The sequence below is a fragment of the Photobacterium sp. R1 genome (assembly GCF_054600795.1).
In genome coordinates this window covers 100,413-126,446 of sequence record NZ_BAAHZP010000013.1, presented here as the reverse complement: position 1 = coordinate 126,446, position 26,034 = coordinate 100,413, and the positions used below count along the sequence as shown (strand labels likewise).

General features: G+C 45.4%; 23 protein-coding genes. 15 read left to right on the top strand and 8 right to left on the bottom strand.

What is annotated here, in order from left to right:
- Positions 1-681: 681 nt before the first annotated feature.
- The 4 genes from ACYP03_RS19160 to ACYP03_RS19145 form a co-directional block, all read right to left on the bottom strand.
- Entirely contained in the window at positions 682-1,239 is a 558-nt protein-coding gene (locus ACYP03_RS19160) for a GNAT family N-acetyltransferase (protein WP_459781691.1), read from the bottom strand.
- A 114-nt stretch (positions 1,240-1,353) separates the two neighbouring features.
- Positions 1,354-2,217, bottom strand: coding sequence for a PhzF family phenazine biosynthesis protein (locus tag ACYP03_RS19155; RefSeq protein WP_459781689.1), 864 nt, complete (start codon positions 2,215-2,217; stop codon positions 1,354-1,356).
- A gap of 119 nt (positions 2,218-2,336) precedes the next feature.
- Positions 2,337-2,696, bottom strand: a complete 360-nt coding sequence (locus ACYP03_RS19150) for a hypothetical protein (protein ID WP_459781687.1) — start codon at positions 2,694-2,696, stop codon at positions 2,337-2,339.
- 867 nt (positions 2,697-3,563) lie between these two features.
- Positions 3,564-4,007 (bottom strand): hypothetical protein, encoded by a 444-nt coding sequence (locus tag ACYP03_RS19145; protein ID WP_330960922.1) that lies wholly within the window; start codon positions 4,005-4,007, stop codon positions 3,564-3,566.
- Positions 4,008-4,304: 297 nt separating this feature from the next.
- Here ACYP03_RS19145 and ACYP03_RS19140 point away from each other — a divergent pair, with 297 nt between their 5' ends.
- A complete protein-coding gene (locus tag ACYP03_RS19140) occupies positions 4,305-4,616 on the top strand; it encodes a transposase (protein WP_459781685.1) in 312 nt (103 codons plus the stop codon).
- A 903-nt stretch (positions 4,617-5,519) separates the two neighbouring features.
- Here ACYP03_RS19140 and ACYP03_RS19135 read toward each other — a convergent pair.
- Positions 5,520-6,413: a LysR family transcriptional regulator gene (locus ACYP03_RS19135; protein ID WP_459781683.1), complete on the bottom strand. Its 894-nt coding sequence runs from the start codon at positions 6,411-6,413 to the stop codon at positions 5,520-5,522.
- A gap of 125 nt (positions 6,414-6,538) precedes the next feature.
- Between ACYP03_RS19135 and ACYP03_RS19130 the strand changes: the two genes are divergently transcribed.
- Together ACYP03_RS19130 and ACYP03_RS19125 are read left to right on the top strand one after the other, a co-directional pair.
- On the top strand, positions 6,539-6,847 hold the full coding sequence (locus ACYP03_RS19130; RefSeq protein WP_248142934.1) for a carboxymuconolactone decarboxylase family protein: 309 nt from the start codon (positions 6,539-6,541) through the stop codon (positions 6,845-6,847).
- Positions 6,847-7,251: a tautomerase family protein gene (locus tag ACYP03_RS19125; protein WP_459781681.1), complete on the top strand. Its 405-nt coding sequence runs from the start codon at positions 6,847-6,849 to the stop codon at positions 7,249-7,251. Before ACYP03_RS19130 ends, ACYP03_RS19125 begins: the two co-directional genes overlap by 1 nt.
- A 91-nt stretch (positions 7,252-7,342) precedes the next feature.
- On the opposite strand, the gene ACYP03_RS19120 is transcribed toward ACYP03_RS19125, so the two are convergent.
- Positions 7,343-7,993, bottom strand: a complete 651-nt coding sequence (locus ACYP03_RS19120; protein WP_459781679.1) for a TetR/AcrR family transcriptional regulator — start codon at positions 7,991-7,993, stop codon at positions 7,343-7,345.
- Between the two features lie 108 nt (positions 7,994-8,101).
- Here ACYP03_RS19120 and ACYP03_RS19115 point away from each other — a divergent pair, with 108 nt between their 5' ends.
- The 5 genes from ACYP03_RS19115 to ACYP03_RS19095 all read left to right on the top strand — a co-directional run bounded on the left by ACYP03_RS19115 (position 8,102) and on the right by ACYP03_RS19095 (position 13,434).
- Positions 8,102-8,551 (top strand): HPP family protein, encoded by a 450-nt coding sequence (locus tag ACYP03_RS19115; protein ID WP_248142931.1) that lies wholly within the window; start codon positions 8,102-8,104, stop codon positions 8,549-8,551.
- 194 nt (positions 8,552-8,745) lie between these two features.
- Positions 8,746-10,083 carry an iron-containing redox enzyme family protein gene (locus ACYP03_RS19110; RefSeq protein ID WP_459781678.1) on the top strand — a complete coding sequence of 446 codons (1,338 nt, stop codon included), beginning with the start codon at positions 8,746-8,748 and terminating at the stop codon, positions 10,081-10,083.
- Positions 10,083-11,327: an MFS transporter gene (locus ACYP03_RS19105; protein WP_459781676.1), complete on the top strand. Its 1,245-nt coding sequence runs from the start codon at positions 10,083-10,085 to the stop codon at positions 11,325-11,327. Before ACYP03_RS19110 ends, ACYP03_RS19105 begins: the two co-directional genes overlap by 1 nt.
- 32 nt (positions 11,328-11,359) lie before the next feature.
- Positions 11,360-12,574 carry a trans-sulfuration enzyme family protein gene (locus ACYP03_RS19100; protein ID WP_459781674.1) on the top strand — a complete coding sequence of 405 codons (1,215 nt, stop codon included), beginning with the start codon at positions 11,360-11,362 and terminating at the stop codon, positions 12,572-12,574.
- Positions 12,574-13,434 carry a dienelactone hydrolase family protein gene (locus tag ACYP03_RS19095; protein ID WP_459781671.1) on the top strand — a complete coding sequence of 287 codons (861 nt, stop codon included), beginning with the start codon at positions 12,574-12,576 and terminating at the stop codon, positions 13,432-13,434. The genes ACYP03_RS19100 and ACYP03_RS19095 overlap by 1 nt, the downstream gene beginning before the upstream one ends.
- On the opposite strand, the gene ACYP03_RS19090 is transcribed toward ACYP03_RS19095, so the two are convergent.
- The gene (locus ACYP03_RS19090) at positions 13,415-14,437 is read right to left on the bottom strand and encodes a GlxA family transcriptional regulator (protein WP_459781669.1); all 1,023 of its coding nucleotides are present in this window, start codon (positions 14,435-14,437) and stop codon (positions 13,415-13,417) included. The genes ACYP03_RS19095 and ACYP03_RS19090 overlap by 20 nt on opposite strands.
- A gap of 150 nt (positions 14,438-14,587) precedes the next feature.
- Here ACYP03_RS19090 and ACYP03_RS19085 point away from each other — a divergent pair, with 150 nt between their 5' ends.
- The 6 genes from ACYP03_RS19085 (at position 14,588) to ACYP03_RS19060 (ending at position 23,839) form a co-directional block, all read left to right on the top strand.
- Positions 14,588-15,088: a GNAT family N-acetyltransferase gene (locus tag ACYP03_RS19085; protein WP_248142925.1), complete on the top strand. Its 501-nt coding sequence runs from the start codon at positions 14,588-14,590 to the stop codon at positions 15,086-15,088.
- A 116-nt stretch (positions 15,089-15,204) separates the two neighbouring features.
- Complete coding sequence (locus tag ACYP03_RS19080; RefSeq protein ID WP_330960933.1) at positions 15,205-16,092, top strand: DMT family transporter; 888 nt, start codon at positions 15,205-15,207, stop codon at positions 16,090-16,092.
- A gap of 205 nt (positions 16,093-16,297) precedes the next feature.
- Positions 16,298-17,539: an RtcB family protein gene (locus tag ACYP03_RS19075; protein WP_330960934.1), complete on the top strand. Its 1,242-nt coding sequence runs from the start codon at positions 16,298-16,300 to the stop codon at positions 17,537-17,539.
- Between the two features lie 784 nt (positions 17,540-18,323).
- Positions 18,324-20,738, top strand: a complete 2,415-nt coding sequence (locus ACYP03_RS19070) for an AAA family ATPase (RefSeq protein WP_459781666.1) — start codon at positions 18,324-18,326, stop codon at positions 20,736-20,738.
- 437 nt (positions 20,739-21,175) lie between these two features.
- The gene (locus ACYP03_RS19065; RefSeq protein ID WP_459781665.1) at positions 21,176-22,636 is read left to right on the top strand and encodes a P-loop ATPase, Sll1717 family; all 1,461 of its coding nucleotides are present in this window, start codon (positions 21,176-21,178) and stop codon (positions 22,634-22,636) included.
- Positions 22,637-23,548: 912 nt separating this feature from the next.
- Complete coding sequence (locus ACYP03_RS19060; RefSeq protein WP_459781663.1) at positions 23,549-23,839, top strand: hypothetical protein; 291 nt, start codon at positions 23,549-23,551, stop codon at positions 23,837-23,839.
- 467 nt (positions 23,840-24,306) lie between these two features.
- Here ACYP03_RS19060 and ACYP03_RS19055 read toward each other — a convergent pair whose 3' ends face one another.
- On the bottom strand, positions 24,307-24,720 hold the full coding sequence (locus ACYP03_RS19055) for an aegerolysin family protein (protein WP_248142917.1): 414 nt from the start codon (positions 24,718-24,720) through the stop codon (positions 24,307-24,309).
- 840 nt (positions 24,721-25,560) lie between these two features.
- On the opposite strand from ACYP03_RS19055, the gene ACYP03_RS19050 reads away from it, so the two are divergent.
- A complete protein-coding gene (locus tag ACYP03_RS19050) occupies positions 25,561-25,932 on the top strand; it encodes a hypothetical protein (protein WP_459781661.1) in 372 nt (123 codons plus the stop codon).
- Positions 25,933-26,034 lie beyond the last annotated feature (102 nt).

The window sequence follows — 26,034 nt, the reverse complement described above, 5'->3', positions numbered from 1 at the left end:
AGATTCAGCACCTTAATCAAAGTGGGTAACTCTCTTCTTTTCAAATCGAAGTGTCAGATCTGGTCTGAACTAGTACATTTTATTTATTTACTTTCGACCAAACCAGGGTGACACGCTCTTTTAATCCTTTGCCAGATAACCATAACCGACCATCCTCTAACAGCTTTATCTCGCGTTCCATGCGTTCCCCGATTACAGATTGAACGCTTGACTGAAGTCCTGTATGAAAGACTCGATTATTGGCTAAATCTAACTCATAAGTAGCGGTATAGAAGTTTGACTCCCTCTTTTTATCTTCCTCTGTCGGGTTAGGAAGTGGTTCTCTGTTCTGCGCAACACTAACGAAACCATTGTCAGTATAAATTAGCGTACCACTTTGCTTTCCTGGCCAATGAAATAACTCTCCTGACTCTCAGTGAACGATAAATTCATCCAGGGACCACACACCAACTAGCACTTCTTTAGATATTTCCATTAACGTTTCCTAATTGTATCCGATCGTAACTTGAGAAATAAATTTATCTCTGATAATCGAAGGTGCCGCGAAAATTTCCTTGTGTTGTTAACGCCGAATTGAGGTGCGTGGAACTTTAAACGCCAAACCAAAGCCATTGCTCCGTAACCACAATATCCAGCTTTGAACTGAGAATGGCTAGTCAAGAATCCCTCTTGAACGATTCGTTATATTTCTTTGTATTCACTACGAAGCAAACCAAAGCATTTAAGGTCATGAAATTGGTTCTTCCAGTAGCCACATTGCCGACGTAGTCCTTCCTCTTTGAAGCCTACTTTCTTTAGCACTAGCTCTGACCCGATATTACCCGGTACAGTATCAGCTTGAACACGATTCAACTCGCCACAAGGCAGGCCCCCTCCAAATGCTTGCTTTACGATTTGATGAATAGCTTCAGTGACTATACCTCGCCCCCAAAAATGGGGCCGTAAATCGTAACCGATTACAGCTGATTTCATATCTTTATCCCACGAATTGAAGCCACAAGTTCCAACCAATTCGTCTGTTTCTGCAATTCTAATTCCCCATCTTATACCTGTATTTGACTCAAATCGTTCTTGCATGAGATGAATTATCTGCTTCGCTTGAGATATATCAGAAAGTGCTTCCATATCGTAGTAAGTAATTACTAAACTGTCAGAAAATAGTTGAAAAATACCCTCTGCATCATCTTCAGTTAATTTCCTGAGTGTTAACCTCTTTGTTTCATATTCTGGAAATTTCAACTTTTCACCTTCGAAATATCATGTGTATTCAGGGCGGAGGAATGCCCACCGCCTATTTGAAATGATTGTGCTATAAAAATTCGAACCGGAAATGCCAAGCGTGGTGAATGTTGTTCACCTGATTTTCTGCAGCCCAGCTTCATGAGCAAAACCACCAACCATCACCTTGACAATGGCCTGCTCCTTCAACTCAACTGACGCTGTAATGGTTGAAACACAGTCCATTGCTCTTCCTTGCTCGAAAGTAAAACAATTCGAATATTTACCAGAAAGGTGTTTGGTTAGATAACATGCTAATGCGCCACTCGCACTCCCCGTAGCTGACTCCTCAGGGATGCCAAACAAAGGAGCAAAATTCCGACAACTCGCGGTCATTCCACTGTCTTTCTCGTACAATTCAAAAGCATGAAGACTCACGAGATCATGTTTTTTACAAAAGTCACTGAGTAAATGTTCATTCACTTGGATTTTATCCAGATATCCATGTGGCACTGGAACAAGAAGATCAGGCAAGCCCGTTGAAATAATCTCGATAGGTAATTGCGTGGATTCTAGAACGGTTGATTCAATTCCAATTAACTCTGATATCACCTCATAATCGAACCTTCCAAGGTATTCAGGTAACTTCTGCTCCATAATTATATGGCCATTAGACTCTATCGCTACGGCAAGTAAACCTGCTTTCGTCCTTTGCACATACAGCCCTTCGGTTACAATTCCTTTCTGATACATTGTTGAAAATGCAGCTAACGTTGCGTGACCACAGAAATCAACTTCATCTGTTACGGTGAAAAAAGACAACTCAAAATCAGCTTCCTCATCTTGAGACACAAACGCAGTTTCTGAATAGCCAACAGCTTGCGCTATTTTTAATTTTTCACCGTAAGACAATTTATCTGCGTGCAACACAACACCTGCAGGGTTTCCTCCAGTTCCATTGGCAGTAAAGGAATTCACCAAATAAGCTTCAACGTTCATCAATATTAATTTCTCCGTAAAATACTTCGATTTGGAGCAAAAACATAGAGCAATAATTACGAAATTACCCTATGGTTCTGTCCCAGAGGGTATGTAGTGACTGACTACAGCGGCATGTTCTATTTTTTATACACAAAGTGTCTGAATAATAAATCTTGAGCTAGAATGAATGTGCCAAAGAATAGCCCGATACGTAAGTTTAATGCTAAACCTAATAAAACAGATATGAGAAATCCAGATAGAAAATAACGCATATAGCTTCTTTCAGAGTACCGTGATAATAAGTAATGGATGGGAAGTCCGAGTAAAAACCAACCAATCAAGGATATAACAAGATAGCTTCCCCCGTATAGTGTGATCAGCATCATGAATTCGTGGCGTTGATAACCATCAATGACCGCCAGAAGGGTGATGCATAAAAATGCCAAAGCACCGACAATTGCGATGCTCCGAAACATTGCCGAGTCCCATTTACCCAAAATCTCTCCCCAAAATAGAGCGCACATTCAGGTGTGAGCAAAGTTACCACAAAGTCTAAGGCATTGTATTTTAAGTGCCAAACCCAAGTTTGAACTGAAAATGCCAAGCGTTAGGCGTTACTAATAAAGTCTTCGTTATAGATTCAGCTTGCTGTTTAGAGCCTTCACTACAGCTCTGCGCGCATTATGCTTTTTGAAAATTGTTGGCACATGCAGCTGAAAATTGACCATGCATGATTTTTTATTTGTCTGTTATTCGAAGCAATAAAATCTCTAAGTTCTACCGTGTGATTCACGGTTTAATCCCCAAAGCATTTCACCTTTATAACAGATTGAATAAAAAGCATCTTCAGGCCAATTTAAAACGTACACTTTACGTGAAAAACAGTGTTCACAACACTATGCACTGACATCCGTTCCATGACGACATGATAAATATTTAGAATGATAACAGATCTCTGGGTCATTACCTTTTGGTAAATCTCTTAGCGTATTTACTGTACCGCCATGAAGATTGGAAAAATAGAGTGCTCCATACCACTTATGGTCGCAAGAATTTTGAATATCCTGTACTCGAACAAGTCACTATGTTTAAAAAATTGAATATCATTCCTGATTTTAATCCGCACGAACTCTGCAAATTCAAAATTCCATGTTTACCACAAGATGGACAATGAATATCAACTTTATGTGACATTGGATTCCAATCATAAGTTCCTCATGAACGATTACGTCGAGGTAAGGGAGAAGCAAATCTTCCACCTCACCTTAAACATTGCACCGTAAACAAGAAACCCAACTTGAGACAAAAATGCCATGCGTTGGGAATCACTATTAAATTATTTTATATATTATGCCAAGTCTGAATTACAAATTGTGACATTCTTTCGAGGCTTTTCTTTTCCATAAATAAGCCCCCAGAAAAAACACCAAGGTATTGCCAACTGATAATATTGTAATATGAGCTAAGCCATAGCTACCTGATAAAGAAAAGCATAGCCCGGCATTAATCAATGCCAATACAGCTACATTTCTATATTCATTTGTTCTAGAGGTCTTTGCACAAAAATACCCAGCATAGCAAGAGATTAAGCTCGCAAGAAAAATGCTAATTAAAAGAAAAGGTGACATCGGGTATATGTGATTAATTGCTTCGATTACTTCACTGTTTTTTAATCCACTGTTCTTTAGATAATATACATACGCAAAACCACCTGCTATAAACACAATACTTGTGCCAATGAGATCAATCAAAAGTGCTAGGGTTATCGATTTAATCGGTCTGCCTTTTTGATTGGTTACTTTTTCCACTTTAGTTTCCATCTTCTATTACATAAATAAATTCATAAATTATGACGGCAGATAGTAACATAAAGTTTTTCAAAGGTGCAGTTAACTATCACGACACCCAAGAAAATCCACCGAAATCACTCTTAAATGCAAAAGAACAGACTACAAGTCTTACCCAAAGCTCTCGTACCATCGATTAAACCAATCCTGACGCCTCTCAAAAACCAGATTCATAGAGTCGAATCCAAGATTGCCTGTTGAATAGATACTTGCCCTGAATACCAAGTTAAATGATTTATTGCAGGGCATACCTGGTGTGTGGAAAATCGTCGTAGTTTCTCTGATTTGTCATGTTCCAGAGCTTGGTTATATCAGCATAAACAAGCCGCATCTTTCATTGGTGTCGCTCTTATCACCATAGAAAGTGGCCGATTCAAAGGTAAAAGAATCATCCAAGGTGGGCATTTACAGGTAAGGAACATGCTTTACATGACTATGATGTTTGCTATCCAAAGTAATCCTATATTAAGGCAACCTATGAATGCTTATTTGTATCAGGCAAACCAAAAGTGCCACACGTTGGCTGTCGGTTTAGAGCTTTTGTTTTGCGTTTCTTACCTATTCTATTGAACCAATATATACAGGAGCTGGAGCATTGCCGTAAGTTCCTAAACTAGCGCACGATCCCTGCCCATCATAGTAAAATATTGCTTTCTTGTTATTGTTTTGTGTCCTTTGAAGCATTCCTTCCCACAAAGAACATGTAACGGTATCAATCCCTACCATTTTCCCTTTGTGTTACATATGTAAGTAAAATCATTTCTACCAGAGTGTAAAACGTTTACACCACCATCTCCGTAAACCAAGACTCGCTCGACTTCAACTTCACAATTAAACGCTGCAAACGCATTTGTTGATAACACCAAAGATGCCAATAAAAGTAACCTTCTCATTTAACCTCCACATTTTGAATGATGTATAACATATTATTCAACGACATAATGTCGTATAACCTTGTCGTATATCTTAACTCTGCACACGGTTCTATGTGACTGTTCTATCATGATTTTTATTATTTCTACTCACTGCATCGAATATCAGCGGGCAGTGATTCGGAATCGAAAATGCGACATACGATAGTCCCGTTTCTGTTCAACTGTTTTTGTGAAATGATGACCGATATACCACCACCGATTGAACAACATTCACACAAGTGCCTTTAGCCGTTGTGTGCTGATATCCAGCGATGTCCACACAAGCACGCTACCGCCCCTGACAATCAAGTCACGTGCTGTAAATTGCCGTACATGATAGGCAGATAAGAATCACGTTTCACTAAGTGATGCATTTGGGGTTGCATATCTGTGGGTAAGCGCAAGGTTGCATGATAAGAAGGGAAAATGAGCGCGGGCAGACCTTGGAAGGATGCTTCAACCGATTGATGAAGCAAGCATTGGAAACCATTAAAATCAGCAACATAGTTTTAATGAGATGTGATTAGGGTTGTATTGGCTCTCTGGAGCCCTTCGTCTTTCATCGTATCGAAAACTGAAAAATATAGCGTTGCAATTCATCAAGAAGGAGTTCTTTGATGAGTATCTGAGATTTTTCTTTTTTCAGTGATGATTCCAGTAAAGATAATCCGATTGTCGGTAATTTGGGTAGCTCATGATGAATCACGGCTAATGAGTTTGGGATGCCTAAGTCTGCACGGACGGTGATACCAAGACCGGCATTGACTGCTCCCCAGATTCCGGAGAGGCTGCCTCCGGAGACGGCAATTTTCCAGGGAATATTTTCTTGGTCTAATGTCTTTATTGCGGCATCACGAATAATACATGGCGCTTCTAATAAAATCAGCGGGAGAGGTTTCCCTGAACTCAAATAGGATGACAGGTCAAAAGATGGACTGGCAATCCAATGCTGAGGGACTTCCGTGATGAGTCGTTTCTGATTCATTTCAAGCGGATTTTCCCAACATAAAGCAAAGTCAATTTTATTGTGAAGGCTCTCTTCTTTGAGCGTGTTGTTTCGGCCACATTGCGCATAAATCTGAATGTTTGGGAAACTTCTGGCGATCCGACCTAATAAATTAGGCAGTAGTCGCTCACTAAAGTCTTCTTGTAATCCAATACTGACAGCGCCATGAATGGTTTGCTGCTGAATCGCCTGAAGAGCTTCATCATTGATTGATAACATTTTCTTTCCGTAGCTCAACAATAACTCACCTGATTCGGTTAACCGCAAATTTCTGCCACTCTTAGACAGAAGTTTGACCCCACATTGCTGTTCCAATTTTTTCAATTGTGCGCTGACTGCTGAAGTCGATCGGCAGAGTTGACTGGCTGCAAGCGTAAAGTTGCCTAAGTCGATACCGACGACGAACGTTCTTAATGCATCTAAATCAATGGATTCAGGACGCTTCATAATATTCCTGTTTTTCGGGAAGATTGTTTCAGAATGTTTTGATTTTATAAGGCTTTTGGTTCGGTAACAATCGCTGTCATGTTCTGAAAACATGCAATGACTGAATTGAACCGAAGGAGAAACACATGGGCAAAACGCTTGATAAAGACTCATTAGGTAAAGTCGCACCGAAACTGGCAGAGCTAACAACGAATACATTATTTGGCGATCTTTGGCAGAGAGAAGAACTGACATTCAGAGAACGCAGCCTGATTACGATGAGTGCTTTGGTTGCGATGAATAAATACGAACAGTTACGTTGGCATATCAATTTTGCCCGGGAAAATGGACTGACTGAAGACGATATCATTGAAGTGTTTACACATCTTGCTTTTTATGTCGGTTGGCCCAGTGCGGTGACTGCTTTGCAAACATTGAATGATGGAGATGAATAATGCCTTTTACCAGAATTATGGTTCAGACCGGCCGATCTGAAGAAGAATTGAAAATCATCTCAGATACACTGCACCAAACACTTGTCGATGAATTCAATGTCCCACCAGAGGATCGTTTTCAGGTCATTGATGAGTATCCAGAAGGCCGATTGATATATGATGAGACCTATTTGTCCGGCAAAAGAACATCGAACTATATTTTATTTTTGATTACCGCGGGAAAGCCCAGAGATAAGGGAACGAAAGCGCGTTTTTATCAAGTGCTTTCGCAAAGAATCTCCGAAAAGACAGGGATCTCTCAGGACGATGTTATGGTTGTGATTCAGTTTACAAACCCGGACGACTGGAGCTTTAGTGGCGGCAACCTTTATACCATTCAGGAAGCCTTAGACAAAGGGAACTGAAACCACAGCTTTGAACCAGCCAGCCTGTGCGCTGGCTGGTTGGCAGATTTTCCCAGCACAATGTCAACACTGCTATCAAGGATCAGATCGCTCAGGGTTGATGAATTTCACTGCTCCTGTGGACTAAATCCACCAGTACACCGATACATTTCTCAGCAGCATCCAGATCTTTCCCGACAAATGCCGACACAATAGCGCCTTCTTTCATCAGGCAGATGGTATCCAGCAACGCTTCGTCCTGACACGACAGATGTTGTTGGATTAAAGCCCTGACTTTGTGTTTGTGGTCGCGGCAATAGGCGATGATGGCAGCATTTTCTTCGCTGAATTCTGCCGAGGTGTTGATGAAAAAGCAGCCGCGGAACGGACTGAGAGCTGGCACGCGGTTGTGGAACCACTCACTGAGGCCATTGAACAGACGAGTGATGAGTTCGATGTCATCCTGCGCCGGCGACAGCAATGTTTCCAGCCAGCTCATGAAAATGTCATCACGTGCTGCCAGTGCGGCAAGGACCAGCTCGTCTTTGCTGGCGAAATGGCTGTAGAGCGTTTTCTTCGCCACCCCTGAAACTTTCAGAACTTCATTGATTCCGACCGCATGAATGCCCTGGCGGTAAAACAGGGTCAGCGCCGTTTCAATGAGCAGCTGTTTTTTGTCTGTCTTTGCTGGCGTTTGCTGAACCGGTGTTTGGTTCACCGGTGTTTGTTTCACCGATATTTGTTTCTCAGATGTCTGGCTCATCACGATTCCTCTTCCGTTGAAAAGATGTTGACACAGGTAGACCGACTTGTCTACTCTGTTCGCAATGGTAGACAAGTCGGTCTACTTTGTCTGTTCAAGGAGAAAAAAATGAATCAATATAGTTTTGCACTGATATCGGGTTTGGGTGCTGCGGTCGCGATTGGATTACTGTCACTGGCAGACAGCATGACGACGTCAGGGTTGTGGCTGATGGCGCCTTTCGGTGCGACGGCAGTACTGGTATTTGGTGTACCGGACAGCCCGCTGGCCCAGCCGAAGAATGTCATTTTCGGACATTTGCTGACTGCATTTATCGGTGTGTTTTTCGTGAGTTTTGTCGGGGTAACGCCATTGACGATGGCTGTAGCTTCTGGCCTTGCGGTGTCTGCGATGCTGGTGACGAAAACAACCCATCCGCCTGCCGGAGCAAACCCGTTACTGATCATGCTGACCGGGCAAAGCTGGTCATTTCTCTTCACGCCGGTGCTTCTGGGGGCTGTTGTGATGGTACTGATCGGCCAGCTGCTCAAGTTGCAGCGCAGGGCGGTGAGTCAGTAAGTTCAGCTGTCGCCAACGGTCTCTTCACCCTGTAAGCAAGTCAACCAGAAGCGTAGTGCTGTCTGTACTTTACTGATATGTCACTTTTCTGGTGAAAAAATGTCACTTTTTAACCTATGAAATTGATTCAGTGCTTAATAAGATTGAATCCGTTTTCTTCTTCGGGTTTATTCTCATGCTTACAGGGACTTATTGTGGCTGAACCTTTATCTTATGTACTGATTCATCGCGTTGATCTGTTTTCTGAATATCAGCAGCAACTGATTGAGTTGCTGAAATTAAGTTCTGCTGATGATGCGATATTAGGTTTTGATACAACGTTTGATGATCAAAAAACAATTCAGTACTTAGTTTCACTGGAAAAAGAGATTGCCAGTCAGAGCCTTCAAATCCTGGTCGGTCAGCATCAGGAAACTTTGGTTGTCTGTTGTTTCTTCAAGAGAAGTCATCAGCAGACAACCAGACATCTCTGTGATCTTCAAAAAGGTATGATTCACCCGCATTTTCGCAGTCAGGGGTTGCTTGAGCAAACCCTGGCAGCCATCGCCTGTGAGTGCATGGCACAAGGCGTAGAGCTGCTGACGCTGGATGTTCGGGGCGGCACAAAAGCTCACCGGATCTGGGAAAAATGCGGATTTGAAACATACGGCATCCTGAATGACTACAGCCGTTTTCAGGGCAAGTCCTTTGACGGCTATTTCATGAAACAACGAACCCAGGATCTCTGGAATCGATTCAAAATATTCTACACACAAGGAAGTGAAAAAATGTCAGTTGGCACTGAACTTATCCCTAAAAAAGAATTTCGTACACAGATGCGAGAAACATTAGAAAAACATCTGACTTTAGGTCATCCCTTATTTAAATATCTGCTGGATGAAAAGCATCCGAATTCTGATTTATTAAAATTCACCACGCTTCAGGGTTATCAGCTTACGAAGAACTTTCTGACTTATATCGAGCATTTATTTTTTCACTGTCCGCTGCCAAAACATAAACGTGCACTGCTGCACAATATGTATGAAGAAGAAACCGGCCGCTTATCCAACACCAAAAATCATGTGGAACTGATGCAGGATTTTGTGCGTGCATTGGGGATTTCCGATGCAGAGCGCGATGCTGCGACCGCTTTGCCACAGACGCAGGCGTTGATTGATTACCGGATGATTGCCTGTAAAAACCCCGACCTGTATCACATTGGGGCGGCAGCAGTCATGGTGGCCAGTGAAGGGCAGAATCTGGAAAGTGTCGGCGACGAAGCCCGGCACAATATTCTGGGCAAAGTGTATGATCTGAAAGAGGCAGATCTGCTGTTCTTCTCCGTGCATCAGGAAGAGGATGTCGGTCATGTTCAGCAGGGGCTGGCCTTGCTGGCGGATCTGTGTGATACACCGAAGCGGCAACAGGAAGCCATTGAAGCGATTGAGACCACCTGTGAGCTTTTCTATCAGATGTATCAGGGTGTGTATGAATACTTTGGATACGATAAGCAAGATCAGGCTGCGAAGGCGGAGCTGATTGAGGAGGTCTGATGGAAATCTCACGGAATAAGCAGGTCATCGCTATCTCGGTTGGCGTGCTGGTGACATTCTGGGCGTCATCAATCAAAGGCAGCTATCAGGTTTATTTTCTGGATTTAGCCAGCATGTGTGGACTAGGGCGAGGTGTGTTCTCGCTCACCAGCGCGCTGTTTGGCCTGTCGATCGGGGTGCTTTCACCTGTGGTGGGCTGGATCTGTGACCGGATTGGCCCGGCGCTGACGATCTTATCCGGCGCCGTCGTGGCAACCTTTGTATATATGCTGATGATGCTGTCGTTCAATTTCTGGCTGTTTCTGGTGTTGTTCGGTGTGCTGGCTGCATACGCTTTAACCGCAATGACCTTTGTACCGCTGGCCTTGCTGGTTGACCGGATTTTTGATCACCAGCAGAAAGGGATGGCTTATGCGGCCATCACGAACGGCACGGCGATTGGGTTTATGGTGCTGTCGCCATTCTGGGTCTGGCTGAATACGTTTTTGATCTGGCAGGACGTCAGTCTGATTATTTTCGGGGTCTTTACACTGGTCATTCTGCCTGCCTGTATCTGGCTGTGCAGTGTTTTTCCGCGCCGGGAGTTCGTGACTGAGGCGGCGGACGCAGCTGACGATGATCTGAAGTGGCACCAGCACCTGAGAAAACCGCTCTTTCTATTACTCGCTTTGTCATTTGGCGGCTGTGGCGCATCCATGGCTTACATTGATGTGCATTTGGTGCCCATGCTGCAAGAGCGATTTACCGAGAGTGAGGGCGGAGCCGCTCTGGTTGCCTCATCGCTGAGTGTGCTGGGTGCTGCGGAACTGATTGGTGCTTTTGTGGTGGGCTATTTGCTGCGGTTTTCCGCGCCCGCGCTGATGCTTGCCCTGCTGTATGCGGTACGCGGTGCATCACTCCTGATTGTGCTGGCCGCCGATAACTTCATCATGTGCATGATCTTCGCTGTTCTGTTCGGGCTGACGTATATGGGCACCGTGATTGTCACCTCGCTGATGTGTCTAAAAGCTTACGGAGAGAAAGTGAAAGGTAAGATTTTCGGTTGCCTGTTCACCGTCCATCAGGTCTTTGTGTTCGGCACGGTCTGGCTGGGCGGGTTGTCTTTTGATGCGACACAAAGTTATTCATTGATCACGCTGGCGGTAACCGGGCTGTGTTTTGTGTCTGTGGCAACCGGGCTGGTTTTCTACTTCTCTGATGTGTTGAAAGAGAAGCCGCAATCTCAGATGGCTTCGCCATCTTAATCACCTTTTCAAGGATGAAAGGACTATTACGCATGGAACAAACCACCCGAGCAATTCACATGGGGTTTCCGTCGCTGGAAGATTCGCATGCCGCTGCCATTGCCATGACGTCGGCATATGATTTTAACTCCGCGCAGGAAGCCAGTGACCGGTTCAATGGAGTCACAGAAGGCAACATTTACAGCCGGTTTACGAATCCATCCGTGGAATATTTTGAACAGAAGCTAGCATCCCTGGAAAATGCAGAAGCTGCGGTTGCCTTTGCCTCGGGTATGGCTGCCTATCTGGCACTGGCAATCACGTTTCTCAAACAGGGCGATCATGTCCTGCTGGCGAGCGGTATTTTCGGCACCACGACGCATCTGTTCCGGCAGTATTTCGGACAGTTCGGTATTACGGCAACCTGTGTGGATTTGGATGACCCGCATGCCTGGCAGGATGCGATGCAGCTGAATACCCGGATGATTTTGGTGGAATCGCCCACCAATCCCTTGCTGAAGGTGGCGGATTTATCCTGGCTGTCCACCCTGGCGAAGCACCATGATGCCCTGTTGGTGGTGGACAATACGCTGCTGTCTCCGGTGAACCAGCGTCCGCTGGCCCATGGCGCGGATCTGGTACTGCATTCAACCGGGAAATTCATTGACGGGCAGGGCCGGACCGTCGGCGGAGTGATTGCGGGCCGCAAAGCGATGATTCAGCCGCTGAAAGGCTATCTGCGCAGCTCTGGCACCTGCATGAATGCATTCACTGCCTGGGTCCTCAGTCACGGACTGGATACTCTGAAAGCCAGAATGACGCTGCATGAGCAAAATGCCAGAACGGTGGCGGCATGGTTGCGCGAGCAGTCTTGTGTGCGGCAGGTTTTCGCCACATTCAGTGACGATCATCCGCAGGCCGCGGTGATCGCCAGGCAGCAAAGCGGACACAGTCCGGTCCTGAGTTTTGTGGTCGATGGTGGACAGGAAGCAGCTTGGCGATGTATCGATGCTTTGCAGCTGGTGTCGCGCTGTACCAACATCGGCGATACCAAGTCGATGGTCACGCATCCTGCATCGACAACGCACTGCCGCTATTCGTCTGAAGAGAAAGCACAATACGGGATCTGTGGCGGCCTAGTCAGGATATGTGTCGGGCTGGAAGCCAGTGAAGATATCATCGCCGATCTGCAACAGGCACTGGCCGCCTCTCAGAATCAGCAATCCTCAAAAGAGCAGTCACCCAAGGAAGTGGTATTGCAGTCATGATGAACCGTATTTTATACACCTCGTTTTGGATCGCCGGTCTGCTGGCTGCGAATCTTGCCAATGCCGGTCCGAAACTGGATCCGCAAACTGTACTAAAACAGAACTATGTCGCGTTCCCGTCAGTCTCCGGGACCACGGCACCGCTGACCATTGCCGCCCGGTTTACCAAACCGGCAGGGATTCAGGCGCCGGTGCCGGCGGTGATTATCGTGCATGGTTCCGGTGGCGTAGATGAGCGCGGGACGCTTTACAGTCAGGCGCTAAGCAGCCGGGGACTTGCGACACTGGAAATTGATATGTGGGCGGCCCGCGGTCTGGACGGCGGTCTCTCCCGGCCCAAGCATGTCAAAGACACGTTGCCGGATGTTTATGCGGCGATTGATTATCTGAAATCACGTCAGGATATTGATGCCGACCATATCGGTCTGATCGGGTTTTCCTGGGGCGGGGTCGTCGCGATGCTGATGGCCGGAGAACAACAGACTGCGCCACTCAAAGCAATGGTCGCGAATTATCCGGTCTGCTGGGCGTATAACAAGGTTCCGGGGTATCCGTTTACCCGGATTGCGGCAGGCCGCCAGCTGATGATTCTGTCCGGCGCCGAGGATAAATATGATGGGCCGGACGATTGTGAGCATCTGGTGCAGCAATTACCCACCGACAGCCAGTCCCGGGTGACACTGGAAACGCTGGCCGGGGCAACCCATGCCTTTGAACTGCCCAGAGCCGACAGTCTTTTCTTTGACCCGTACGCTTTCAGAGGGAAGGGCGGTAATGTTCCGATCCGCTATAACCCGGAAGCAACCCAGCATGCACTCCAACTGGCATCTCAGTTTTTTGTCAGTCGGTTGAGCGACTAAACAGGTATCTCCCTGTACTTTCGGCCGCCGCGTGCCCCTTAGCGGCGGATTCTTTTGGCAGGGACTGATACTTTTTCTTCCAGGCCGCCCGAAGAGAACTGGCCTGCGGAAAGCCGGATTTGAACGCTGCCACTTCAACGGTTTCACCGTGTTCCAGATAGCCTTTCGCCTCTTCCAGCCGGAGTTCAACCAGATAGTCCCGAATCGTCACGCCGGTGGCATTTTTAAATTCCCGCTGCATATGGCGGGAAGAAACCCGGAACACCTCGGCAATATCAGTTAATGTCAGTTTCTCGTTTAACCGGGCTTGCAGGTAATCCTGAATGGAATGCACCAGGGGTGAGATGTGGCTGCGGTAACACAATTGCTGGGAAATTTGCGGGTCATTGGCCATTCTGCGCCGGTAGACTACCAGTTCACGTGCCACCTCGAGAGCCAACGGGCTGCCGTTCAGTTCTTCAATGAGCTGGAGCGCCAGATCGATCCCGGCCGTGACACCTGCCGTGGTGTAAATCTGGTCGTCGCGGACAAAAATACGTTCTGGGATCACCTTGGCCGCCGGGAATTGATCTGAAAGCGCCTGCGTCAGTTTGTGATGGGTTGTGCATTCCCGCTCATCCAGCCATCCGGCCAGTCCGAGCAGGAAAGCGCCGGTACAAATCCCCAAAATACGCGTGTTGTCTTTCGGCATCCGCCGGAGCCATTCAATACAGGTCTGACTGGCCTGATTCTGATAGATCGCTTTGTGATACTTCGAAGCACAGACGATGACGATGGCATGGTCAGGCAAGGCAGGTGGCAGCGGCTGAATACCGCCAATGGTTAATCCCTGAAAGCTGCTGAAAGAAGACTGATCGCCAATGAAATGTAAGTTCAGCTTCATGCCGTAGTTCATGGCTTCGTGGAATGCCTGACAGGGGCCCGCCAGATCGAGCAGGTGCACTTCCGGCGTCAGCAGGAAATAAATATCTCTCGGTGATTCATTGAGGTTGGCAGTATCCATTGCCACTGAGTCCCTTGAAATTAAGTCTTCACTCAATGTATCACCCCGTTTGTCTCAGAGGCTAGTGCAATAAAATGAGTATGTTAGATTAAGGACGGTAGTTGACTGATTTTATTCAGAATAAAGCGGATTGATTGAAAAGGAGAAAGGATGGAAATCGTCCAGGCAGCCATGCGGCATGAGCAGATGTATGTTCCTTATGTGAAAGCGTGTGCCGAAAGTGGCATCAAACACTATCAGTCCGCTGCGGATGCACCGGAAGCGTATCTCAGAAACTGGGTCGATTATGCAGAAGGACGAAATTTGCCTGAAGGCTGGGTACCTGTAACCACCTATTTCTGCATCCGGGATGGCGAAATTCTGGGAACGATCCGGGTCAGGACCGGTACGAATGAACGTGTCGAGAATATTCTGGGCCATATCGGGTATGAAACCCAGCCGAACGCCAGGCGTCAGGGAGTGGCCAGTCAGATGCTGCAATGGGTTTGCAGGCATGTGATCAAAGCACCTGTGCGTATTACCTGTGATGCGGAAAACACCTTTTCCCGTCAGGTGATCGAACGGAACGGGGGACGTTTGCTGAAGCACTATTTTAATGAAGAAACCCAGACAAACTTTTTGTGCTTTGAGTTATCACCCTTGGTTGGCTGATATGTCCGACAGTAAGGGTCGGATGTCCGATTAGAGATATGTATTTCTAAGCTGTCCTGAGACAATGAATACATACGTTCAGCGTATTTTTCTACGAGCTTAATCTAAGGCAGCGCATGATCTACTTATTACCCTTATTGACCGTTTCAATTTGGGCAGGGAATGCCATTGTAAACAAACTTTCTCACAGCGTAATCGATCCGGGAGCGATCGCATTTTATCGCTGGTTTTTTGCCATGCTGGCGCTGACCCCTTTTGTCCTGAAATCTGTGATTCGTCACTGGGCCAGCATCAGACCTTATTTGTCCAAACTGGCATTTCTGGCCTTGCTGGGCATGGTGCTCAACCAGTCGCTGGGCTATTTTGCTGCTTCGACAACAACCGCCACCAATATGGCGCTGATCACCTCATTGGTGCCGTTGATGAGCATGTTCCTGAGCGTGCCGATTCTGAAGCAAAAGTTATCGCCTATGGCGGTGATCGGTGCGGTGTTCTCGCTGGGCGGTTTAGTGCTGATGCTCAGCCACGGGGATCCGGCCCGCCTGATGGCGCAGGGGATCAATCAGGGGGATGGCTTGCTGTTGCTGGCGGCCTTTGTGTATGCGCTGTACTGCGTGCTGCTCAAGCACTGGGACATGCCGCTGAGTAACTGGCAGTCGGTGTATGTTCAGGGCGTGTTTGCCGTGTTGTTCCTGATGCCGATGCTGTTTATCAGCCAGCGGATTTCAGTCACCAGCGAGTCGCTGCCACTGATTATGTTTGCTGCAATTCCGGCTTCCGTGGTTGCGCCCTGGTGCTGGATGAAAGCCATTAAAATGCTGGGTGCAGACAAAACGGCGATGTTCATGAACCTGATGCCGGTGATTACCGCAACCATCGCAAGCATCACACTGAACGAACAGCTGGAAGCGGTGCATCTGATCGGCGGCGCCATGGTGCTATGTGGTGTTGCGGTTGCGCAGCTTAAACTGAAAGCGCGCCGCAGCAAGCTGGTGGCGGCTTAAGTTAAATCGAATCTAAACTTTTTCTTATTTTCAGGCAGCGGAAACGCTGCCTTTTTTGTTTTTCTGTCCTTGAAAGCCCAGACCGTCAGATGAGATCAGTACGATAATTTCTAAAGAGGGATCGGGTGAGATATCGCTTTGCGCAAGCTGCTCGAATTGATTCCGCCCCTGTTTATTGCTCGTACAGAGCAGAAGGAACGAAACCATGAAACACAATGGGAAACACGAAAAGCAGTACGACACCCTGACCAGCAAAGGGCATGTGCCGATTCAATCCTGGACCCGGGGCGTGCCTTTTGACCCCAAGGCGCAGGAACAGCTGAAGCACATTGCGGCCATGGATATCGTGCATCACCATATTGCGGTGATGCCGGATGTTCACCTGGGCAAAGGCGCCACCATTGGCAGTGTGATTCCTTCCGTGAACGCGGTGATCCCGGCGGCAGTGGGTGTCGATATCGGTTGCGGCATGGTGGCAGCCAAAACCAGCCTGAAGGCCAGCGATTTGCCCGATAACTTAAAAGGCGTGCGCAGTGCTTTTGAAGCCGCGGTACCGCATGGCCGCACCATCGGACGCGGACGAAAAGATATCGGTGCGTGGGACAAAATTCCTGATCGGGTCGCCAGTGAGTGGCTGACCCTGCAAAGCCGGTTTGAACGCATCTGTGAAAAACACCCGGCGATCCGCAAAACCAACAACGTTCATCATCTGGGCACCATGGGAACAGGGAACCACTTTCTGGAGCTGTGTTTAGATGAGTACGACAGCGTCTGGATCATGCTGCACTCCGGCAGCCGGGGCGTCGGTAACCGTATCGGGACTTACTTTATCGAACTGGCGAAGCAAGAAATGACCCGGCACCAGATCCACTTGCCGGATCAGGATTTAGCCTACTTAAAAGAAGGCAGCCGGTACTTTGACGATTATGTCGAAGCCGTCGAATGGGCGCAGGATTACGCCCGCAAGAACCGGGAAATCATGATGATGAACGCCATCAGCGCGCTGAAACAGGCACTGGGTGTGCATTTCTCTGCGGCTGAACTGGCGGTGAACTGTCATCACAACTACGTCTCGCGGGAACATCACTTCGGGAAAGATTGCTATGTCACCCGAAAAGGCGCCGTGCGCGCTCAGAAAGGGGAGATGGGGATCATTCCGGGCAGTATGGGCGCCAAATCCTTCATTGTCCGCGGGCTGGGCAATGCCGACAGCTTCAACAGCTGCAGCCACGGCGCAGGCCGCGTGATGTCCCGGACACAAGCCAAGAAGGTGTACAACATCGCCGATCAGGTCGCGGCGACCCAAGGCGTGGAATGCCGCAAAGATGCAGGCGTGATCGACGAAATTCCCATGGCCTATAAAGACATTGATTGCGTCATGGCCGCCCAGAAAGATCTGGTCGAAGTGGTGCACACCCTCAAGCAGATCGTCTGCGTGAAAGGCTAATCAAAACAATGCAGTCGCAACCATTTGTAGCTTGAAGTCACACTGTGACAGATTGAATACAGTCTCCCTGAAACCGTGTTCTAGTCTTGAGACGGGAAGGTTTTCAGGGTATGCAATGATGTGCGTTCCGGCGGTAGCGTGGGTTGGGGATCTCTTGAGTCCCGATTTCAGGTGAATTGATTGAGATGGGTTGGTATGTCGCGCTTACGTTTCGTGCCAATCTCAGCATTTTGGGATGCGCGCCAGATACTCTTTGCTGGCACAAAGAGTATCCAGAAATGCCTTTTGGTTCTTTGGTGTTGTCCGGGTCGGTTGTAGGCGCTCCCGACGCCGACAACCTAAAAATTCGTTCTGAATTTTTCCCTAAGCTAATGACCTTTTCCGAATCTTGTCTTTTGTGGTTGTATTTTCATTTAAATCAATTACTTATTTCATTTCTGCGCAGACGGGAATCCAGTGCCTTTTGGAATTCTTAAAGTGATTGTCCCAATATTTCTCCGGTCAGGTAATGTTAAAATCATAGGACTCGTTATTGTTTTGTGGGTTTGTATGTTTGGCGACTGATCAGATCGCACAAACTCTACCGCGTTCCCTTCATTTTCTGCTTTCCAGTGATCTACATTTAGGAACAGTTATTTAGACGACAGGCTGGATCAGGAGAATGTCAAGTTCTTCTAGTTGTGTGCAATCAAAATTTAACAACCGCATGTTGTCGGACTGGTTTTCCGCTGCGCTACAAACCAACCGCAAATGCGGGCGTTAGGCATCATTAAAAAGGACATACATGAGCGGACACATCAAAAAAATAGACTCAATTAAAGGTATGGCGGTCTATGATGATTTTCAGTGGTCATCATCTATGCGAGATGCTGGTAATAACATCGCAGAATTTAAAAGCCTAAACATTCTATATGGCCGAAATTACTCTGGCAAAACAACACTCTCGCGGATCTTCAGGGCTCTCGAAACCGGCACAATATCAGACAAATATAGTTCGCCAGAGTTTCAATTGTCTTTTGATGGTGGTAGCACTGCCACGCAAAGCTCATTAACTAATCATGGTCAAGTCGTTCGGGTTTTCAATGAGGACTTTGTCCGGGACAACCTTCGGTTCATTGTTGATGACGAGCAGACGATTAATTCATTCGCTATCTTGGGTGAAGACAACACAAAGCTTGAGGAAGAAATCGAGAAGCATGAAGCCGAATTTGGCAGTGAAGAGGATAAATCTGGACTGTTGGGGGAGCTCCTTGGTGCTGAGAAGCATTTCCAAAAAGCCCGAAAAGACTATGGCGACAAGTCGTCAGAATTGGAGGGAAAGTTACGCGATAAAGCCAATAAGGCAGGCACTGGAATCAAACACAATAAAACGTTTGGTGATGCCAACTACAATGTTACCAAAATAAAGACAGACATCGCGACTGTTAACAAAGACACCTATTCTTCGCTTTCTGATGAGCAGGTTGGAAAGTTTCATGACCTCCTAAGAGAAGAACCCAAATCGGAAATTACTGAATCAACAACTTTCAATCTTCAATACGCCACAATCGCTTCAAAGGCTAAAGAGTTAATCGAGAAAAAGATTCAGGCATCTGATCCAATTCAGGAATTGCTAAACGATGCTGCTCTGGCAACGTGGGTGAGAACTGGTCGGGGCCATCATCAAGCGAAAAGAGATAAGTGCGCATTTTGTGGCAGCGACCTTCCTCAAGATTTGTGGGAGAAGCTGGACAAGCATTTTAATCAGGAGTCTGAAGAGCTTCGTCAATTATTGGAAACCCTGCTTGGATCGATTGAACGTGAGCGATCCCGAGTTCCTAATCTACTGAGAATCAAAAACTCGGATTTCTACTCTAACTATACAGTTGACTTGGATTCACTGGCAGAACAGTTATCAACCCGATCAACTTCTTACTGTACAAGCCTGGACTCCATAAAAAAGCAGGTCGAAAAACGGAAAAATGACATTTTTACGCCTCTGGAATTTGATGCACCAGAGTCTGTTGAAGATGCTTTGAATGCAGTCAGGGATTCGTATGAGCAACTCAGAAACGAATCAAACCAGTTCACTGCTTCACTAAGCGCCGAGCAATCGGAGGCTCGTGCGGCTCTCCGCCTCCATGAAGTCTATACATTCATAAACGACATTAAGTATGGAGACGAGTGTACGGCCATTGAGGCACTGAATGAGTCTATGGGTAAAGCAGAGAAAACTAAAAACGAAACAAAAGAAAAAGTTGATTTAAAACGAGAAAAGATCGCTGGACTGAAGGCCCAGTTAAAAGATGAAAGCAAAGGAGCTGACCGGGTAAACGACTATCTGAACAATTTTTTTGGACATCAATCTCTCTCACTCAAAGCCATTGAAGAAACCCCGGGGGAAGCATCATCTGGATACAGGTTTGAGGTAACTCGAAACGACAAAAAAGCATTCCATCTCAGCGAGGGTGAATGCAGCCTGATCGCTTTCTGTTACTTCATGGCCAAGCTTGAAGACATAGAGACTAAAGGTAACCAGCCGATCATCTGGATCGATGATCCCATTTCCAGCTTGGATGCAAACCATATCTTTTTTGTCTACAGCCTTATTAATGCCGAGATTGTAACGCCGGAGAAATATGAAGATGGCGGTGAACAAAAGGAACGTGACCGTTTTAAGCAGCTATTCATTTCGACTCACAACTTGGACTTCTTGAAGTATCTGAAGCGGCTTCCCGGCGCTTTGAACAAAAACAAGTCTCAATACTTCATCATTACCCGAACGGATCAAACAAGTGGCATTACATTGATGCCTCGGTACCTAAGGGACTACGTCACAGAGTTTAATTTCCTGTTTCATCAAATTTATAAATGCGCCCACGCTCAGATCGAATGTGATGAAAATCACGATTGCTACTACAATTTCGGGAACAATGCCCGGAAGTTTCTTGAGGCATTCCTGTACTACAAGTACCCCAATGCATTAGAAAAAGATGACAAGCTAGCGCGTTTTTTCGGAGATGATGCATTGGCTGCGTCACTAACGGATCGCATCAATAATGAGTTCTCCCATTTAGCTGGTGTATTTGAGAGAAGTGTTTTGCCTATTGATGTGCCCGAGATGAAGACAACGGCAAGTTTTATATTGCGGAAAATTGAAGAAAAAGATCCAGATCAGTATTCGGCGTTACTTCAAAGTATTGGGGTAGGAAATGCCTAACAAGCGCATGTTGCCGGACAGGTTTTCCGCTGCGCTCCAAACCAGCCGCAAATGCGAGCGTTAGAATTATAAGGTAACAAACATGAATACATTACCTCCTATGGATGGAAACGTTAATCATGCTCCACATGTGGTTTTACTTGGAGCAGGAGCAAGTATTGCTGCATATTATAATTCTTAAAGTGACTGTCCCAATATTTCTCTAGGATCCCTTGCATGACGGGGATGTTCATGCGGTTTCCTTAAAACACTAGTTTTCGATTGTTCCTATAGTCAATGTTACAAAATCAATCACTAGTACAACTCATTAAGTAATGATGTTATGAGTAAAGCAGCAGGACAAATTTTATGGCTGAAGTATGTTAATAAGACTTCAGCCTAATATATACCGTTCGATTCGTTATAAGCTCCTGAGGTGATCTTGATAGGGATATTTTATGATTTCGCTAAATCTTAAAGAGAAAAGAATTTTTGGTAATGAAGCAGGTGAAGATGAGGACTTAGAGGTTTTAAATTCATACTATATTGATCACAGGGATTTTGATGATTTCTTCGACTCTGAAGAAAAGTTATCTATCGTGAGTGCTAGAAAGGGAATGGGAAAATCAGCCTTGCTATCAAGGCTTGAGTATAAACTGCGGAACGATATAAGTTATGAATCTCCAGTAGTTATTAGGGTGAAAGGAAATGAACTATTAGGTCTAGGTGAATTTTCTGGAACTGATCACGCCTATTTGGAAAATTACTGGAAACAAATTATTTGTAAGAAAATCATAGTGGAAATCGGTGATCGAATTGGTTTTGCTCTGACTAGTGACGAGATGTCTATGGTTGAGTTGTCAGAACTTGATGGTCTAAAAAGCAAGAATATTGTTGGTGGACTAATTTCTCGGGTAAAAGGAAAAATTCCGCTTATATCTACAGAAGTAAAGAGTACTTTGCCTGAAAACTTAGGTAATTTGTTACAAAATTTCCAAGAGAAAAATGAAGGTTCTAACGTATGGATTTTGATCGATGATATTGATGCAAAATTCCAGAATGTATCTGAAAATCAGGCAAGGGTTGGTTCCTTTTTTAGCGCTATTCGAGCGTTGTCGTTTGATATGAACAACCTTAATTTTCGTGCGACAGTTCGCAGTGATGTTTGGTCTTGTCTTCGCCATTTGGAAGATTTAGATAAGCTACAGCAATACATCATTGAGATCTTTTGGACGAAAAGGCATATGAGAGATATGCTAGCTCAAAAAATATTAGTGTACATTCAGAAGAAGTTTCCAAGTTCACGAGAAGCTAAGTATACGTTGAAATCTGATTACAATAAAATACTCGACTTGGCTTTCAATTCCCCGATTGAGTGGAGAGGAGACCGAAATGCTAAGTTATTTGATGCAATTAGCGCCTTCTCTAATAGACGTCCAAGATGGATGGGACAGCTGTGTCGGATGGCTGCGGGGAAAATGGGAGACAATACTCGGTTGAAGAAAATAAATCTTGATCATATAAAATTTATTTTGTCTGAATTTGGTGCAAATAGAAGAGATGACTTGATAAAGGAACATAATCATCAATTCAGTGAGTTGAGTAATCTTATAGATTCGCTAAGGGCCACGCAAAAGGAGTTTAATTATACGGAGTTGCACTCTACATTAGATGATAATTTCATTCGGGGCAGGAGTTACGATGAAATTCCCCTAGTAGATGGAAAAAAATATGTTGATTATGAGGATCTTGGTGACTTCTTGTATAAGTTGGGATTGATTTCTAGGATACATGAGGATGGAAAAAAGTTCACGCATTATACTGATGATCCCGATTTATATCGTTCTGTTGAAAATAGAAAGGATAATATTATATGGTCTATACATCCAGCTTATAGGACATTCTTAAATATTAAGTAAAAGCTAATAAAACCCTCAAGCCGACGATCTTCCACAGTGTGTTGGGTTAGGAGATAGCATCAGTATAGTTCCACAAAGTACTTTGGTTGGTCGCGGCTTATGTTGTCGTTAAGTGATTAGTAAAGTTGAGTTGAAGATAATATATCAATTAGGGTTTTTACTATCTATATTAAAGCCACTTAAAATAGTGTTTAATTAGCGTGAATCTAAATAACTGTTCCTAAATGTAGGTCACTTCGCGGTACCCCTTATCCAACAAGGGATAGTTCAGTCTTAGCCATAAGTCTTGCATGGCAGGATCTGAGTAAAAACTACATATGAAACACAGAAAGTGGCTTTGATCGTCAAATGTAGCACTATTAGGCACAGTTATTCAGGAAAATACTGGGACAGCCACTTAAAAATTTATTTTTTGATAATAATTTCGAACCTAACCTTTATCACACAACCTAAAAAATTTACGGACAAATTTTTAGGTTGTCGGTACCGGGCCCCGACAACCGGCTCGGCCCATACAAAAAAATCAAAAGGTATCTGGCACGCATGAGAAAATGCTGAGAGAGGCACTGAACGTAAGCGCGATAGATTAACTATTCTTTAAAAATTTCACTCTATATGGTTTACAATTTTCGCAGGATTGCCGGGTATGAAGGCGAATTATTCTGAAATAAACGCATTCAAATAAACTGAAATTCGAAAGGTAGTTAAACAATTTGATTCGTTTAAAATGAGAAGTGAGATAATAATGGATAGTTGTGATAACGCTTCATGATTCAATTGAGAATAATAAAATATTGTAGATTAATGCATATATCTGGTTAAGATTGAAAGTTATATTGAACTGCTTTCATAGTGTCAGAATAAAAAGAAGTTTGAACGTTGAAAGCTCGTACAACTTTCAGGAGGATCAAGTTGTTATTGAAAAATGAAATTATTCAAATCATGAGTGTACGTGTGTTAAGTTTTGATGGATTACCCGATGTAATCATTCAATCACTCAGAGAGATGCTTAAAATACATACCAGTGATACGCTGTTGAAGGAAATGAAAGAACTCCTGGAACCATTTAAAAAAGATGAATTCGAGCACAGAAAGTATATGGGTAATTCTGGAGCGGCAGCAGAGTTTCATATGGCTGCTGCGATTAAATTGCAATATCTTCGGCAAAGTATTGAGTTTATCTATCGAGAAAAATATTTCTAAGTTAATACTGGGACAGTCATCTTAATCGTTCATTTTCCGACAGCGATCACGAGTCCAAATTTTCACACAAATCAGGGAAAAATTCACGGATGAATTTTTAGGTTGTCGGCGCCGGGAGCGCCTACAACCGACCCGGACAACACCAAAGAACCCAAAGGCATTTCTGGGTACTCTTTGTGCCAGCACAGAGTACTTGGCGCGCTGAAAAGACAGTTGAGATAGGCACTGAACTCGAAGCGCGACAAACAGATGCACTTCATCCACTAAATACGTATCGGCCTGTGTTCCGAGAAATCCTCGTATGATCACCTTGTCCGAAATGAACCTCATCATCTTGAATATGTGGCAGTTGTGTGAGGAAGGTTGATTGAATGGAAGGACAAGACGTGATTGCGAATAGGTGCCGTCATGTGGGGGAATAAGAGAAAGGCAGTGCGGATGATATAAATCCCGCACTGCCTTCGTTGTTAGCCGACGTGTTTTTTAATGACTTCTACAGTCAGTACACCAATGGCGCCTGAATTCATCGAGCCACCAGTCACAGAGACAACATAGTTGCGGTTCTGAGACGTTTGAGACCAGCTGTTCGATTTACTGCCCCACGGACAATCCCACACTAAAGTGACAACCTTTGTCGAACCGTCGTACAGGTCGAAAGAACCTTGTGTGCCTGAAGACGCGTCAGAACGACCGCAAGAGCTGACGATGTTAAAACCTTCCTGACCAATCTCGACAATCTGACCATCCACTTCCTCTGGAGAAAGCTCATGATCTTTATTGTCGTATAAATAGAATTTGCCCCAGCTGTGTTGTGCGTTTTTCACTTGCAGGGTGCAATTATCTGCGATGACGGTATAGCTGACCCATTGTGCGTAAGCCATTGAAGAGCTCCTTAAATTGCAATTGAGTGAAAGAGCCTAGAGGTATCGCTGACATCTCAGAAGCACTGACTGGCGATGAATCTAAGCGAGTCAGCGTAAAGTTAGTACAGGAAAATCAAGAAACAACAGCATGTTTGTGAACTGTGATTTTGGGATAAAATTCGGGTAATTCGTCACGAGCTTATTTACACATTGGCTGTCACAGCTCACTCATTTTTTCTCGCTCAAGAACAATCAAAGTATTTAGAATTCTTAACAGAAGTAGATTGAGATAACGAATTCAACGCTAATTTTTTCCACCTTCCCAGGGAAAAATTCAGGGATGAAATTTTAGGTTGTCGGCGCCGGGAGCGTCTGCAACCGGTCCGGCCCACACCAGAGAACAAAAGGCATTTCTGGTTACTCTTTGTGCCAGCAAAGCGTATCTGGCGCGCATGAGAAAATGTTGAGATGTGCACTGAATGCAAGTGCGACATACCAATACCATCTGAATGATTGCATCCATCATCTGGATTGATTACCAACACGGGATTGCGGTAGCCAATATCTTGCAAAGCAAAAATGATCCCCAATCCCAGGGAAAAATTCATGGATGAATTTTTAGGTTGTCGACGCCGGGAGCGTCTACAAGCGGCCCGGCCCACACCAGAGAACAAAAGGCATTTCTGGATACGCTTTGTGCCAGCAAAGAGTATCTGGCGCGCATGAGAAAATGTTGAGATGTGTACTGAACACAAGCGCGACATACCAACCCTATCTTAATCAATACCCTTATTAATGATCTTGTGAATCCATGCGCAAAGCACTAGTATGCTCGTGCAACCAAGGATACTGAAACGAATGCGCCCAGGGAATTCACTGCACAGAATGATGATCATCGCCAGCCTGTTGAGCTGGCTATTGATCGTTGCGATGCCGGTGGTGAATGCTCATAACCAACCGGCCGGCACCTGGGCAAGCCTTTGTACACTCGGTGGTTTCAAACTGGTCAAACTGGCCGATGGCAAGGATCAGCTTAAGCATGATCTTCAGGGGCACTGTCCCATCGGAATGTTCAGCCTGGCTCATACTGATGACCGATGGCTGGGGCTGGGCACTCAACTTCGCGAACACCCGCTCAGCGCCTATCAGTTCTCGCCACGCCAGTGGGACTACTTTCTTCTTCCTTCCCGTGCGCCGCCGCTGGCGTTACCGGTTTTCGCCCGCGCGTAAACCGTCCCTGCATTTCTCAGAATCGTAAGAAATCATATTGATACCTCTGTCTGCGGACAGCGGCTTTTTGTTTGTGCGCGTGATTTGCGCACCGGAAGGAAG

What these genes read in the sequence shown, in the direction of transcription:
- ACYP03_RS19115 (WP_248142931.1), top strand. Translation starts at nt 8,102, where the DNA reads ATGAATCAATATAGTTTTGCACTGATATCGGGTTTGGGTGCTGCGGTC.
- ACYP03_RS19155 (WP_459781689.1), bottom strand. Translation starts at nt 2,217, where the DNA reads ATGAACGTTGAAGCTTATTTGGTGAATTCCTTTACTGCCAATGGAACT.
- ACYP03_RS19080 (WP_330960933.1), top strand. Translation starts at nt 15,205, where the DNA reads ATGATCTACTTATTACCCTTATTGACCGTTTCAATTTGGGCAGGGAAT.
- ACYP03_RS19130 (WP_248142934.1), top strand. Translation starts at nt 6,539, where the DNA reads ATGGGCAAAACGCTTGATAAAGACTCATTAGGTAAAGTCGCACCGAAA.
- ACYP03_RS19055 (WP_248142917.1), bottom strand. Translation starts at nt 24,720, where the DNA reads ATGGCTTACGCACAATGGGTCAGCTATACCGTCATCGCAGATAATTGC.
- ACYP03_RS19105 (WP_459781676.1), top strand. Translation starts at nt 10,083, where the DNA reads ATGGAAATCTCACGGAATAAGCAGGTCATCGCTATCTCGGTTGGCGTG.
- ACYP03_RS19135 (WP_459781683.1), bottom strand. Translation starts at nt 6,413, where the DNA reads ATGAAGCGTCCTGAATCCATTGATTTAGATGCATTAAGAACGTTCGTC.
- ACYP03_RS19070 (WP_459781666.1), top strand. Translation starts at nt 18,324, where the DNA reads ATGAGCGGACACATCAAAAAAATAGACTCAATTAAAGGTATGGCGGTC.
- ACYP03_RS19095 (WP_459781671.1), top strand. Translation starts at nt 12,574, where the DNA reads ATGAACCGTATTTTATACACCTCGTTTTGGATCGCCGGTCTGCTGGCT.
- ACYP03_RS19125 (WP_459781681.1), top strand. Translation starts at nt 6,847, where the DNA reads ATGCCTTTTACCAGAATTATGGTTCAGACCGGCCGATCTGAAGAAGAA.
- ACYP03_RS19065 (WP_459781665.1), top strand. Translation starts at nt 21,176, where the DNA reads ATGATTTCGCTAAATCTTAAAGAGAAAAGAATTTTTGGTAATGAAGCA.
- ACYP03_RS19090 (WP_459781669.1), bottom strand. Translation starts at nt 14,437, where the DNA reads ATGGATACTGCCAACCTCAATGAATCACCGAGAGATATTTATTTCCTG.
- ACYP03_RS19075 (WP_330960934.1), top strand. Translation starts at nt 16,298, where the DNA reads ATGAAACACAATGGGAAACACGAAAAGCAGTACGACACCCTGACCAGC.
- ACYP03_RS19100 (WP_459781674.1), top strand. Translation starts at nt 11,360, where the DNA reads ATGGAACAAACCACCCGAGCAATTCACATGGGGTTTCCGTCGCTGGAA.
- ACYP03_RS19120 (WP_459781679.1), bottom strand. Translation starts at nt 7,993, where the DNA reads ATGAGCCAGACATCTGAGAAACAAATATCGGTGAAACAAACACCGGTG.
- ACYP03_RS19050 (WP_459781661.1), top strand. Translation starts at nt 25,561, where the DNA reads ATGCGCCCAGGGAATTCACTGCACAGAATGATGATCATCGCCAGCCTG.
- ACYP03_RS19085 (WP_248142925.1), top strand. Translation starts at nt 14,588, where the DNA reads ATGGAAATCGTCCAGGCAGCCATGCGGCATGAGCAGATGTATGTTCCT.